Genomic DNA, 12,948 nt, shown 5'->3' with positions numbered 1-12,948 from the left:
TGATTGATAATAACCATAGAAAATAAAAGTGTTCATGCTTCAGATGCAGGACAAGGCATAGATAATTCTAAAGATACAATAGTATTTCTACATGGAAGTGGCCTTTCACACATTGTTTGGTCTCTAACCGAACAATTTTTTTCAAACAAAAAATTTAATGTTTTATCAATTGATTTACCAGGGCATGGGAATTCGGAAGGTCCATCTATTGATACTATTGAAAAAATTGCTGAGTGGCTGGAAAAAGTATTTATAGAATTAAAATTGGATAATATAATTCTTGTTGGTCATTCTCAAGGTTGTCTAGAAGCTTTAGAATATTCATTTAAATACAAAGATAGACTTAAAAAGATAGTTTTTGTTGGGGGCTCCTATCGAATGCCTGTTCATAAAGATCTCATTGATCTAGCAACAAACGGAGACTCTGATGCTGTAAAATTAATGATGAAGTGGGGATATGAAGGTTCAAAAAAATTTATTGGTGGAAATCCAGTTGAAAGAATAATCCAATCACCCAGGGACATCAGAGAAATTTTAGCAGTTGATCTTATTGCCTGTAATAATTATCAAAATGGTTCTGATGCTGCCAAAGCTATAAATTGTCCAGCTATGTTTATATTGGGGGAACTGGACAAGATGGCCAATTTAGAAAGTGGAAAAAAATTTGCAAATTTAGTCAAAAATTCCACTACCCATATAATTAAAGGATCAGGACATATGATTATGATTGAAAAAGCTTTTGAAATGCGAGAAAAGATTTTGGAATTTTTAAATAAATGAAAAATTATTCAATAGCAAAATCTAGAAGATTAAGAAGCACCCCTTATACCTCAAGAATAGAAAAACAAGGTGTAACAGCTTATACAGTCTATAATCACATGTTGTTACCAGCGGCCTTTGGTTCAATTGAAGATGGATATCACCATTTAAAAAAATATGTTCAAGTATGGGATGTTGCTGCCGAAAGACAGGTTGAAATATCTGGAAAAGACTCAGCAAAATTAGTTCAGTTAATGACATGTAGAGATTTATCAAAATCAAAAATAGGCAGATGTTATTACTGCCCGATAATAGATGATTTAGGAAACTTAGTTAATGATCCTGTAATTTTAAAAATAGCAGATGATAAATGGTGGATATCAATTGCAGACTCTGACGTATTATTTTATGCAAAAGGATTAGCATCTGGATATAAATTTGAAGTTAATATCATAGAGCCAACTGTAGATATAATTGCAATACAAGGGCCAAAATCTTTTGCGCTAATGGAAGAAATTTTTGGAAAAAAAATTACTGAACTAAAGTTTTTTGGTTTTGATTATTTTGACTATGAAGGTGAACAACATTTAATAGCAAGATCTGGCTGGTCAAAACAAGGGGGATTTGAAGCTTACATTCAAAATCCTGAGATAGGAAAAAAGCTATATGATAAATTATTTAAAGTTGGAAATCAGTATAATGTAAAGCCTGGGTGTCCAAATTTAATAGAAAGAATTGAAAGCGCCCTACTATCTTATGGGAACGATTTTGACAATAATGACAATCCTTTTGAATGTGGTTTTGACCAATATGTTTCTTTGGATAGTGAGGTTGAATTTCTAGGTAAAGAGAATTTAAAAAAGATAAAATCTGAAGGAGCTCTAAAAAAGTTAAAAGGGGTAAAGATTGATTTACAAGAAATAAGTCTTACATCTTCAAAAAATATTTATGATGTTAACAATGTTATTATTGGTGAATTAAGGTCAGCAACTTATTCTCCTCTATTTAAGCAAGTAATTGGAATAGCCATGATCAAAAAACCTTTTTGGAAAAATACTCAGGCTTTTAAAATTGATATAAATGGTAAAACTTTTGATGGAAAAGTTTGCGATTTACCCTTCATCTAGTATAAAATCTTGTAGTATCATGAATATAGCAATTGTAGGTGCCACAGGCAATGTAGGAAGAAAAATTCTCGAAGTATTAGAGAGGAAAAAATTAAAAATAAATGAATTATTTTTGGTAGCCTCATCTAAAAGTGCTGGTCAAAAAATAGTTTTCAATGGTAAGGATCATGAAGTTTTTAATCTTGAAACTTTTGATTTTTCAAAAACTAAAATTACTTTTTTTGCTGCTGGAGGAAAAATTTCTGAGAAGTATGCACCATTAGCAGCAAAACATTCAGTTGTTATTGATAATTCTAGTTTTTATAGAATGGATCAAGATGTGCCCTTAATTGTTCCTCAGGTGAACGCAGATGCTATTAAAAATATGAAAAAAAATATTATAGCCAATCCAAATTGTTCTACTGCACAATTAGTCATTGCATTAAAACCTTTGCATGATTTATTTAAGATTCAAAGAATAGTTGTTTCAACTTATCAGTCTGTTTCAGGAGGTGGCAAAGGTCCAATGGATGAATTAATTGAACAAACTAAACTATCGTTAAATAATAAAAAAATTACATCTAAAAATTTTACTAAACAAATAGCCTTTAATGCAATCCCTCATATCGATCTTTTTTCAGATGATGGTTACACTAAAGAAGAGTTAAAAATGACAAATGAAACAAAAAAAATACTTGATGAGCAAATTGAACTAACAGCAACTTGTGTAAGGATTCCAGTTATGGTTTCACATTCAGAGTCAGTGAATATTCAATTTGAAAAACCATTTTCTTTAGGAGAAGTTCAAGATGCCTTAAGTAAAGCTAAGGGATGTAAAGTATATGATTTAAGAGAAGATGGGGGCTACATTACTCCTTTAGAAGCTGAAGGTAGTGATGAAACTTACATATCTAGAATAAGAGAAGATAAAACAAATAAAAACTCGTTAAACTTATGGATTGTTTCTGATAATTTACTTAGAGGAGCTGCATTAAATGCAGTTGAAATTGCTGAAACTTTAATTAAAAAAAATATTGATGGAAAATAACAATCCTTTATCCCCCCATATACAAGTTTATAGATGGCATATTTCATCTTTGGTTTCGATTTCTCATAGAATTACAGGAATAATAAATATTGTTGCAATCACAGTTATATGTGTTTGGGTTGCCTCTTTATTATTAGGAGAGACTAGTTATGAATTTACAAAAGTTTTTTTACAATCTGTGTTTGGAAAATTTATAATTTTAGGATTAACATGGTCATTTAGTTTTCAAATCCTCAGCGAAATAAGACATTTAATAATGGATATGGGATACGGTTTTGAATTAAAAACTACTAAAATTACAGGTTTAGTTGTGATTATCGGCTCATTTTTATTAACAATTTTAATTTATCTTTTAGGAAAATAATTTTTATGAATAATGTAACTAAAAAATGGGTACTTTTAAAAGTAAGCTCAGCTATTTTAGTTCCTTTAATGTGCTGGTTTATAATAAATTTTGTAGGTATTTTTGATAAAGATTATACCGATGTGCTAGGTTTTTTTTCTACAAAATCATCAAAAATATTATTTTCATTATTTTTGATACTTGCATTTTTTTTCTCTAATTTAAGTATTAGTGAGGTATTTGAAGATTATATTAATGATGAAAAAAACAAAAATGCCGCAAACAAAGCATTACAAATTTTTGCTATAGTAGTTCCACTAATTACGATTATTATAGTATTTAATTTAAATATATGAGTGCTTACAAAATTATAGATCACGAATATGATGTTATTGTGCTTGGCGCTGGTGGCTCAGGTTTAAGAGCTGCAGTTGGTTTGAGTGAAGCAGGATTAAAAACTGCCTGTATATCAAAAGTATTTCCAACAAGAAGTCACACATCTGCTGCACAAGGTGGAATCTCTGCTGCCCTTGGAAACATGGGAGAAGATGATTGGAGATGGCACATGTATGATACGGTTAAAGGTGCAGATTGGTTGGGTGATCAGGATAGTATTGAGTATCTTTGTAAGGAAGCACCAAAAGCAGTAATAGAATTAGAAAAGTATGGAGTTCCATTTAGTAGAACAGATGATGGAAAAATTTATCAAAGACCATTTGGTGGAATGACTAAAAATTATGGTAATGGTATTGTTCAAAGAACATGCGCGGCTGCCGATAGAACAGGGCACGCAATACTTCATACCCTTTATGGACAAGCATTAAAGCACAATACTGAATTTTTTATTGAATACTTTGCGTTGGATTTAATAATGAAAGATGGTGAATGCAAAGGTCTTATAGCTTGGAATTTAAATGATGGAACTATCCATAGATTTAGAGCCCATATAACAATAATAGCAACGGGTGGTTATGGTAAAGTTTATTATTCTGCAACATCAGCTCACACATGTACAGGTGATGGTAATGCAATGGTACTTAGAGCAGGTCTTCCTTTACAAGATATGGAATTTGTTCAATTTCATCCAACAGGAATTTATGGTCATGGAACTTTAATTTCAGAGGGTGTTAGAGGAGAAGGTGGATATTTGGTTAACTCAAAGGGCGAGCGGTTTATGGAGAGATACGCGCCAAATGCAAAGGATTTAGCATCTAGAGATGTAGTGAGTAGATCAATGTCAATTGAGATCAATGAAGGAAGAGGTGTTGGTAAAGAAAAAGACCATGTCCATTTACACTTAAGTCATTTAGATAAAAATATTATAGAAAGTAGACTTCCAGGAATTACGGAGGCAGCAAGATTATTTGCTAACGTTGATGTAACAAAAGAACCAATACCTGTTGTGCCTACTGTGCATTATAATATGGGAGGTATTCCTACTAATTATAAAGCAGAAGTTTTAACCGTTAATGGTTCTGAAAAAACGGTTCCAGGTCTTATGGCAATCGGAGAGGCTGCATGTGTTTCTGTTCATGGAGCAAATAGATTGGGTTCAAATTCATTGATTGATTTAGTTGTGTTTGGCAGGGCTGCAGCAATGAGAGCTGCAGAATTAGTAAAGCCTGGCACACCTCATGAAGAAGTAAGTGAAACTGAGACTGAAAAATGTTTAGCGAGATTTGATAAACTTAGAAATGCTAATGGAGAAACAAGCACTGCAGAACTTAGACTTTCAATGCAAAAGATCATGCAATCAAAATGTGCAGTTTTTAGAACAGATAAGACTTTAAAAGAAGGAGTCGATGAAATAAGAAAAGTTTATGATGGGATGGAGTCAATCTCAGTCAAAGATAAATCTTTAGTTTTTAATACAGATTTAGTTGAAACATTGGAATTTGATAATTTGATTAGACAAGCAATTACCACAGTTGATTCCGCTTATAATAGAAAAGAGAGTAGAGGTGCTCATGCTAGAGAAGATTTTCCAAAGAGAGATGATGAAAAATTTATGCAACATACTATTGCTTGGTGTAACGGAAAAGATACTAAAATTGACTATAGACCAGTTCATAAAACAACATTAACAAATGAGGTCCAATATTTTCCGCCACAAGAGAGAGTTTATTAATGGTTCAAATTAATTTACCTGAAAATTCTAAAGTTCAAAAAGGCAAATATTACAAAGATACAACTGGATCAAAAAATATCAGAAAAGTTAATATTTATAGATGGGATCCATCAACTGGAGAAAATCCAAGAGTAGACACATATGAAGTTGATATGGACAACTGTCCGTCAAAAGTTCTAGATTTATTAAATAAAATTAAAAGTGAAATAGACCCATCATTAGCGTATCGAAGATCTTGCGCTCATGGTGTTTGCGGTTCTTGTGCTATGAATATGGATGGTAAGAATGGTCTTGCATGTACAACACCTCACTCTGAAATTGAAGGTGATATAAATATTTATCCTCTTCCACATTTAAAAGTTAAAAGAGATTTAATTGGAGATTTAAATGGTCTTTATAAACAGTACCAGTCAATAGAGCCTTGGTTAAAAACTAATACTAAAGTTGAAACAACAGAAATTATTCAATCTAAAAAAGATAGAGAAAAATTAGATGGAGCGTACGAGTGCATCATGTGTGCATGCTGCTCAACATCCTGCCCAAGTTATTGGTGGAATGGTGACAAATATTTAGGGCCTGCTGTATTACTACAAGCGTACAGATGGATAGTTGACAGTAGGGACGATGAGAGAAAAGAAAGACTTAAAAAAGTAGCTGATGAACTTAAGCTTTATAGGTGTCATACTATTATGAATTGTACTAATGCTTGCCCAAAGGGATTAAATCCAGCAAAAGCTATAGCAGAACTAAAAAAAATGTTAGTTACAGCTAATCTTTAAATAAAGCACTCTTCAAATTATTTGCCGCAGAAAGCATTGAAGGTAAAATTTTTTTCAAACCATCGATGTTTTTTCTACTCTTTGCTGTGTGAGTAGAAAGACAAAAACACAGTTCATTTTTATAATTTGTAATTGGCAAAGAAACACCTACCATTCCATTAAACCATTCTTCATCATCAAATGCATAACCTTGCTTATTAATTTTATTTAACTCTTTTTTAAACTGAGAAATATCAGTAATTGTATTTTTTGCTGATTTTGGTGTTTTAATATTATTAAAGATTTTTAATGCGTCTTCTTTTTTTATTGAAGAAAGATAAAGTTTTCCAGATGCAGAAGCATGCAATGGCAAATGATCACCAGCTTCCAGATTCAACTGCATTGGCCAATGAAATTCAATTCTGTCAAAATACACTAGTTTTGTTCCAATAGGTACTGACAAACTAACTGTTTCTTTAATTTCAGTTGTAAGTTTTCTCAAATAAGATCTCCTAAGAGTAAAGTTTGGTTCATAAGGCAAACTATGTAAGATTATATTTCTAATCTTTGGTCCTGGAATATATTTCTTATTACTGCTAGCAATTAAAAATTTCTCATCACACAAAGTTTCTATGTGTCGGTAAACAGTTGGTAATGGAATCTCTAATTTGTGAGATATTTTTTTTGCAGTAAAATTGTCTGGATCTAATAGAACTTCTTCAAGGATGTTTAAAATTCTTTTGGGTGAAGTTCTACTATTTGTATCACTCATAACTTTTAAGTTTTTTAACTAAAAAAATTAAGAAAGAACTGGAATTGTAAACTCTGGACCACTATTATCTTCCGACCATGTTACTGTTGCAGTTTTCAATTTAGTATAGAATCTTACTCCTTCAGGACCATGCATAGAATGATCCCCAAATAATGATCTCTTCCAACCACCAAAGCTATGGTACGCAACAGGTACAGGAATGGGAACATTTACTCCTATCATCCCAATTTTTGCATTTTCAGTAAAATGTTTTGCTATCATACCACTTTTTGTAAATACAGCAGCTCCATTTCCTAATTCATGATCATTGACTAATTTTAAAGCTTCTTCATAAGTATCTGTTGTCATCATGCTGAGAACTGGACCAAAAATTTCTTCTTTATAAATTTTCATATCAGGTTTTACATCTTCAAAAATGGTAGGACCTACAAAATATCCATTCTCATACCCTTGTAGTTTCATATTTCTTCCATCTGCAAGAAGCTTAGCTCCTTCTTTTTCACCCGTATCTATGTATCCCAAAACTTTTTCATAGTGAGCTTTGTTATTAAGTGGGCCAAAATCACTTTTTTCGTCTGTGTATGGTCCAACATTTAGTTTTAGTGTTTCTTCTAATAATTTAGTTTTTAAATTTTCAGCAGTCTTTTTTCCTACACAAACAGCAACAGAAATAGCCATACATCTCTCACCAGCAGACCCAAAAGCAGAGCCTATAATAGCGTCTGTTGTTTTATTAACATCTGCGTCAGGCATCACAACCATATGGTTTTTAGCTCCACCAAGAGCTTGAACTCTTTTATTGTTTTTTGTTCCTGTGTGATAAACATATTCCGCAATTGGAGTCGAACCTACAAAACTAATCGCTTGAACATCTTTACTCTCTAATAGAGTATCAACAGATTCTTTATCACCATTTACAACATTTAAAACACCCGGTGGCATACCAGCTTCAATAGCTAATTCTCCAAGTCTAATTGGACAACTCGGATCTTTTTCTGATGGTTTAAGTACAAAAGTATTTCCACATGCAATAGCAACTGGGTACATCCACATAGGTACCATTGCTGGAAAATTAAATGGAGTAATTCCAGCACAAACACCCAAGGGCTGTCTCATTGAATAAGAGTCAACATTAGTCCCCACACTTGCAGAGTGATCTCCTTTTAAAGAATCGGTGATACCAGTTGCATACTCAACAACTTCAATTCCTCTTTGAATAGAACCTTTTGCATCTGGAATAGTTTTTCCATGTTGTTCGGAAACCATTACAGCCATATCTTCCATATTTTTTATTAATAAATCTTTATATTTTGCTAAAATTCTTGCTCTGTTTATAGGTGTGGTTTTAGACCATTTTAAAAAAGCTTTCTTAGAGCTCTCTATAGCCATTTCAACAGTAGCTTTACTTGCTAATTCAACTTCTGCTATTTGTTCTCCAATAGCGGGGTTAAAAATTGGACCGGTTCTAGAATCTTTTACAGTAAAAACTTTTCCATCAATGAAATGACTAACTTTTTTCATAGTTCTCCTTTAATATATAATTTAAAGTTATACTAGCTCAATTTTCTTTGCAATATATTTTTCCTTAAATGAGAAAAATATTATCAATTAAAAGCTTTCAGTTGTTGACTCCTAAAATTACTTAAGTTTAGATTAAGCATTAACAAATTAGATGAAAAGAGAGAGGACCGTTTGATTAAAAGAGAAAATGTTCGTATTTGTGTTCCTAGATACTTGCAAATTGGCAAGGGTAGCTTGAATGAACTCCCTGATATAATAAAAATTTTAGGATCTATAAAATCATTACTAATTGTAACTGATAAACAAATGGTATCATTTGGTTATGTAAAAAAACTACAAGATGTTTTAACTAAAGCAGGGTTAAATTCTGATGTTTTTGATGACACTGTTCCTGATCCAACGGATTCAGTAGTTTTAAATGGAATTAAATTTTTAGAAAAATGTAAAAATGATGCTGTAATTGGTTTTGGTGGAGGAAGTCCAATAGATACTGCAAAGGCAATAGCCGCAATGGCTAAATTTAGTAAAAATATTCAAGATTATAAGCCACCATCAATGTTTGATAAAAAAGGTTTTCCAATAATTGCAATCCCTACTACAGCTGGTACAGGCTCGGAAGTAACACATCACGCAGTAGTTATAGACTCAAATAATAATGAAAAAATTTCTTGTAGAGGAGAAGGATTTGTCCCTATAGTTGCAATTGTTGATTATGATTTAACTTTATCGAAACCCAGAAGATTAACTATTGATAGCGCAATTGACACTCTAACTCATGGAATAGAAGCATACGTAAGCAAAAAAGCCACACTCTTTTCTGATCGAATGGCTTTAGACACAATAAGACTTGTTACCCAAAATATATATGCAGTTGATAAAAATCCAAAAGATTTAAAAGCAAGAGAAGGCTTAATGTTAGCTGCTACATTAGGAGGCTTAGCATTTTCCAATGCTTCAATATGTTTGGTGCATGGAATGAGTAGGCCGCTAGGTAGTAATTTCAAAGTTCCTCATGGACTTAGTAATGCAATGTTACTACCAACTATAACTAAATTTTCGATAGATCATGCAAAAAGTAGATATGCAGATTGTAGTCGTGCTGGAGATTTTGCACTACCTGGTGACAATGATGATGTGGCCTGTGATAAATTGATTAAAGGTCTGTACAAAATTAATAATGATTTTGAAGTTCCATCAATGCAAAATTTTGGAATTAATCAAAAAAATTTTGAGGAAGAGTTAAAAAATATGGCAACTGATGCAGAAAATTCAGGGGCGCCAAACCTCAATCCGAGAGTGCCTTCTGTAAATGAGATGGTAGATCTTTACAGACAAGCATGGAGAGCATTTTAAAATGAGTTGGAAATGCACTTCTTTTAGACGAACAACTCGAAACAAAAGAGAGGGGAAAAATATGATAGATAAATCAAAATCACTAATGAAATCGTTCGTTAGTATTTTGGCTGTATTTGCTTTAATGATAACTTTTTCATTTCAGCAGGTAAATGCAGCTGAAAAAATCAGATGGAAAGTACAATCTACTTTCAATACTGGTTGGCCAGCGCTGGGTGACCCAGTTGCTCGTTTAGCAGACACTTTAGATAAAGCTACAGATGGAAGAATAAAATTAAAGGTTTATGAGCCTGGAAAAATTCTTCCTCCATTAGAGATCTCACCATCAATTAGTAAAGGTGATTTACCTGCAGCTTATAACTATATGGCTTATGACCAAGGTAGAATTCCAGCGGCCGTTTTATTTGCGGCAGTACCGTTTGGAATGGAACCATGGGAGTATGCTGCATGGTGGTTTGAAGGAGAAGGTTCAAAGTTAGCAAATGAAATTTACAACAAGCAAAATATTAAAGTTTTGTTATGTAGTACAATTGGACCTGAAACTGCTGGTTGGTATAGAAATCCAATCACAAGTTTAGATGATCTTAAAGGTTTAAAAATTCGTTTCTCAGGATTAGGAGGAATGGTTTTAAATGAAATAGGAGCATCTGCAACTTTAATGGCTGGTGGTGAAATTTTTGCTGCTTTAGAAAAAGGAACTCTAGATGCAACAGAATATTCGATGCCAGCAATTGATGAAGTTCTTGGTTTTCACAAAATTACTAAGTTCAACTTGTTTCCAGGTTGGCACCAAGTATCAACATCTACTCACTTCATGGTCAACTTAGACCTATGGAAAAAAATGGGTGCAGCTGACCAAGCTTTATTCGAAATGGCTTGTACAGCAGCAGCTATGAGAGCAATTACAACTGGTGAATTTTTACAAGGAAAACAAATTGCAAGTTTCCCTTCTAAAGGTGTAACAGCTGCTAGATTGCCTGATAGTGTATTGAGAGAACTTCAAAAAGTTAGTGCAAAAGTTATGGCAGAACAGTCTGCTAAAGATGCTGACTTTAAAAAAGTTTGGAATTCTCAACAAGCATTCATGAAAGAATATGATGTTTGGCAAAAATGGGGTTATTTACCTAGAAACTTTTAGTATTTAATACTTTTAAAGTTTATAATAAAGTTAAAAAGCAGTCGGTTTTGCCGGCTGCTTTTGTTTTTAAAAGAAAATTTTTTATGGCGAATGATTTTACAAAATTAGAAAATAGTTTAGATAAAAAACTACAGCTCAAACACTTGCCAATCACAAAAAAAATAGATGGGTTTGTGACTAGTGTTGGTGAAGTATTTAATTGGATATGGGTTGTTTTAGTTGCTGTAATTATTCTTAATGTCATTCTTAGATATGTATTTAAAAGTGGTATGATTGAATTGGAAGAATTACAATGGCATCTATATGCTGTAGGGTGGTTAGTTGGCTTGTCATCTACTTACGTAGTAGATCAACACGTTAGGGTAGATGTTTTGACTGACAGCATGGCTTACAGAAGAAGACTGTGGTTTGAGTTTTTTGGAATTCTTTTATTGTTTTTACCATTCATTATTTTAGTACTTATTTACTCAGTTCCATTTTTTGAACTATCATGGGAAACAAGTGAAAGATCTACTTCTGCAAATGGACTTCCTGCACGATGGCTTGTAAAAGGCTTTCTAGTATTTAGTTTCTTTTTATTATTATTAGCTGGCTTATCAAGAATAATTAGGGTTCTAACAACTATTCGACTAGGGTTTGAAAAAATAAAATAGATGGAATTAATTTCAGAATACTACATGTCAATATTGCTCTTTTTGAGCTTCATAACTTTAATTTTTATTGGTTTCCCTGTTGCGTGGACAATGGGAGGTTTAGCGGTATTATTTACTCTCATTACAATGTTGTCTGATAGCTATTTAGACACTTTCTTTGGAGTTGATTGGAAATTTTCTTCGATGGTAGTTTATAGGCTGTATGGAGTTATGGCAAACTGGGTCCTTGTTGCTCTTCCAATGTTTATTTTTATGGGAATAATGATGGATAAATCTGGAATTGCAGAAGATTTAATGACAGATCTTTCAAAATTGTTTGGTCGTATGAGAGGAGGTTTGGCAATAGCAGTTGTCTTTATTGGGGTGCTATTAGCAGCCTCAACAGGCATCATAGGGGCGTCTGTTGTTTTATTAACAATTCTGGGTGTTCCTTTAATGTTAAAAAATAATTACAGTCCAGACCTTGCATGTGGAGTTGTTTGTGCAACTGGGACACTTGGAATTTTAATACCTCCTAGTATTATGCTTGTAATTATGGGTGACCAAGTAAGAATTTCGGTAGGTGACCTATTTATGGGGGCAGTATTTCCTGGCTTGATGCTTGGTTTATTATATACAATTTTTATTATTACTTATGCTTACTTAAAGCCAAAAGTTGCGCCAGCTCCTAAAAGTGCAGAGCCTGTTTCTTTAGATATAATTTTAAGAGTATTTAAATCAATTATACCACCAGCTTTATTAATAATAGCAGTCTTAGGAAGTATTTTTATGGGTATAGCAACTCCTACAGAGGCATCAGGAGTAGGTGCACTAGGGGCATCTATTTTAGCTCTTATAAGAGGAAGGCTTTCTTTCAAGGATTTAAAAAGTGTAATTAGAAAAACTACACATACAACAGCGTATATATTTGCACTGTTTGTAGGAGCAACGATGTTTGCTTTAGTTTTAAGAGGATTAGGTGGAGACGAATTAATTGAAGGTGCGCTCAAAGGATTACCCTTTGGACCCAATGGAGTTGTTATAGTTGTTCTGTGTATTGCTTTTATATTAGGTTTCTTTTTAGATTGGATAGAAATTACATTAATTTTATTGCCTTTTTTAGCACCAGTGATGGTTAATCTTGGCGTTGATATGGTATGGTTTATAGTTATGTTTGCAGTTGTTCTACAAACTTCTTTTATAACTCCACCAGTTGGTTTCGCCTTATTTTATATGAAAGGTGTAGCTCCTCAAGGAATAACGATACAAAATATTTATAGAGGAATAATTCCTTTTGTAATTTTACAAGCAATAGCAGTTGCAATTGTTTTTAATTTTCCAAAAATTGTTACATGGCTACCAAAAGTAGCTTATGGTCCATAAAAACTTA

The 12,948-nt window shown here is 32.7% G+C and carries 13 protein-coding genes; 11 read left to right on the top strand and 2 right to left on the bottom strand.

All coding sequences use genetic code 11. The features are described from left to right. Positions 1 to 3 precede the first annotated feature (3 nt). The 7 genes from AC5SL1_RS05910 to AC5SL1_RS05880 are packed head-to-tail and all read left to right on the top strand — an operon-like array spanning position 4 to position 6,163. On the top strand, positions 4 to 780 hold the full coding sequence (locus AC5SL1_RS05910; RefSeq protein ID WP_494599451.1) for an alpha/beta fold hydrolase: 777 nt from the start codon (positions 4 to 6) through the stop codon (positions 778 to 780). Then, positions 777 to 1,886, top strand: coding sequence for a dimethylsulfoniopropionate demethylase (locus AC5SL1_RS05905; protein WP_494599450.1), 1,110 nt, complete (start codon positions 777 to 779; stop codon positions 1,884 to 1,886). Before AC5SL1_RS05910 ends, AC5SL1_RS05905 begins: the two co-directional genes overlap by 4 nt. A 19-nt stretch (positions 1,887 to 1,905) precedes the next feature. Beyond that, complete coding sequence (locus AC5SL1_RS05900) at positions 1,906 to 2,913, top strand: aspartate-semialdehyde dehydrogenase (protein WP_494599449.1); 1,008 nt, start codon at positions 1,906 to 1,908, stop codon at positions 2,911 to 2,913. Then, on the top strand, positions 2,903 to 3,277 hold the full coding sequence (gene sdhC / locus AC5SL1_RS05895; protein WP_494599448.1) for a succinate dehydrogenase, cytochrome b556 subunit: 375 nt from the start codon (positions 2,903 to 2,905) through the stop codon (positions 3,275 to 3,277). The genes AC5SL1_RS05900 and sdhC overlap by 11 nt, the downstream gene beginning before the upstream one ends. 5 nt (positions 3,278 to 3,282) lie before the next feature. Further along, positions 3,283 to 3,612, top strand: a complete 330-nt coding sequence (sdhD, locus tag AC5SL1_RS05890; RefSeq protein WP_494573037.1) for a succinate dehydrogenase, hydrophobic membrane anchor protein — start codon at positions 3,283 to 3,285, stop codon at positions 3,610 to 3,612. Continuing rightward, entirely contained in the window at positions 3,609 to 5,384 is a 1,776-nt protein-coding gene (gene sdhA / locus AC5SL1_RS05885; protein ID WP_494599447.1) for a succinate dehydrogenase flavoprotein subunit, read from the top strand. The genes sdhD and sdhA overlap by 4 nt, the downstream gene beginning before the upstream one ends. Further along, positions 5,384 to 6,163, top strand: a complete 780-nt coding sequence (locus tag AC5SL1_RS05880) for a succinate dehydrogenase iron-sulfur subunit (protein WP_494573035.1) — start codon at positions 5,384 to 5,386, stop codon at positions 6,161 to 6,163. The genes sdhA and AC5SL1_RS05880 overlap by 1 nt, the downstream gene beginning before the upstream one ends. On the opposite strand, the gene AC5SL1_RS05875 is transcribed toward AC5SL1_RS05880, so the two are convergent. Further along, a complete protein-coding gene (locus tag AC5SL1_RS05875) occupies positions 6,153 to 6,914 on the bottom strand; it encodes an IclR family transcriptional regulator (RefSeq protein WP_494573034.1) in 762 nt (253 codons plus the stop codon). The two genes, AC5SL1_RS05880 and AC5SL1_RS05875, sit on opposite strands and share 11 nt — an antisense overlap. Before the next feature lie 27 nt (positions 6,915 to 6,941). Continuing rightward, positions 6,942 to 8,435, bottom strand: a complete 1,494-nt coding sequence (locus AC5SL1_RS05870) for a CoA-acylating methylmalonate-semialdehyde dehydrogenase (RefSeq protein WP_494579616.1) — start codon at positions 8,433 to 8,435, stop codon at positions 6,942 to 6,944. A 171-nt stretch (positions 8,436 to 8,606) separates the two neighbouring features. Between AC5SL1_RS05870 and AC5SL1_RS05865 the strand changes: the two genes are divergently transcribed. The 4 genes from AC5SL1_RS05865 to AC5SL1_RS05850 all read left to right on the top strand — a co-directional run bounded on the left by AC5SL1_RS05865 (position 8,607) and on the right by AC5SL1_RS05850 (position 12,941). After that, a complete protein-coding gene (locus tag AC5SL1_RS05865; RefSeq protein WP_494599446.1) occupies positions 8,607 to 9,788 on the top strand; it encodes an iron-containing alcohol dehydrogenase in 1,182 nt (393 codons plus the stop codon). Positions 9,789 to 9,849: 61 nt separating this feature from the next. Beyond that, on the top strand, positions 9,850 to 10,926 hold the full coding sequence (locus AC5SL1_RS05860; protein WP_494599445.1) for a TRAP transporter substrate-binding protein: 1,077 nt from the start codon (positions 9,850 to 9,852) through the stop codon (positions 10,924 to 10,926). Positions 10,927 to 11,009: 83 nt separating this feature from the next. Beyond that, the gene (locus AC5SL1_RS05855) at positions 11,010 to 11,579 is read left to right on the top strand and encodes a TRAP transporter small permease subunit (RefSeq protein WP_494599444.1); all 570 of its coding nucleotides are present in this window, start codon (positions 11,010 to 11,012) and stop codon (positions 11,577 to 11,579) included. Next, a complete protein-coding gene (locus AC5SL1_RS05850) occupies positions 11,580 to 12,941 on the top strand; it encodes a TRAP transporter large permease (RefSeq protein WP_494599443.1) in 1,362 nt (453 codons plus the stop codon). Positions 12,942 to 12,948 lie beyond the last annotated feature (7 nt).

It is taken from the genome of Candidatus Pelagibacter sp. PS_10_02 (genome assembly GCF_059418005.1).
Note: the sequence above shows the minus strand (reverse complement) of the source record. Positions and strands in the feature narration are given on the sequence as shown.

Excerpts from the sequence above, each read along its gene's own strand:
- AC5SL1_RS05905 (WP_494599450.1), top strand. The coding sequence starts at position 777 with ATGAAAAATTATTCAATAGCAAAATCTAGAAGATTAAGAAGCACCCCT.
- AC5SL1_RS05900 (WP_494599449.1), top strand. The coding sequence starts at position 1,906 with ATGAATATAGCAATTGTAGGTGCCACAGGCAATGTAGGAAGAAAAATT.
- sdhC (WP_494599448.1), top strand. The coding sequence starts at position 2,903 with ATGGAAAATAACAATCCTTTATCCCCCCATATACAAGTTTATAGATGG.
- sdhD (WP_494573037.1), top strand. The coding sequence starts at position 3,283 with ATGAATAATGTAACTAAAAAATGGGTACTTTTAAAAGTAAGCTCAGCT.
- sdhA (WP_494599447.1), top strand. The coding sequence starts at position 3,609 with ATGAGTGCTTACAAAATTATAGATCACGAATATGATGTTATTGTGCTT.
- AC5SL1_RS05880 (WP_494573035.1), top strand. The coding sequence starts at position 5,384 with ATGGTTCAAATTAATTTACCTGAAAATTCTAAAGTTCAAAAAGGCAAA.
- AC5SL1_RS05875 (WP_494573034.1), bottom strand. The coding sequence starts at position 6,914 with ATGAGTGATACAAATAGTAGAACTTCACCCAAAAGAATTTTAAACATC.
- AC5SL1_RS05870 (WP_494579616.1), bottom strand. The coding sequence starts at position 8,435 with ATGAAAAAAGTTAGTCATTTCATTGATGGAAAAGTTTTTACTGTAAAA.
- AC5SL1_RS05860 (WP_494599445.1), top strand. The coding sequence starts at position 9,850 with ATGATAGATAAATCAAAATCACTAATGAAATCGTTCGTTAGTATTTTG.
- AC5SL1_RS05855 (WP_494599444.1), top strand. The coding sequence starts at position 11,010 with ATGGCGAATGATTTTACAAAATTAGAAAATAGTTTAGATAAAAAACTA.
- AC5SL1_RS05850 (WP_494599443.1), top strand. The coding sequence starts at position 11,580 with ATGGAATTAATTTCAGAATACTACATGTCAATATTGCTCTTTTTGAGC.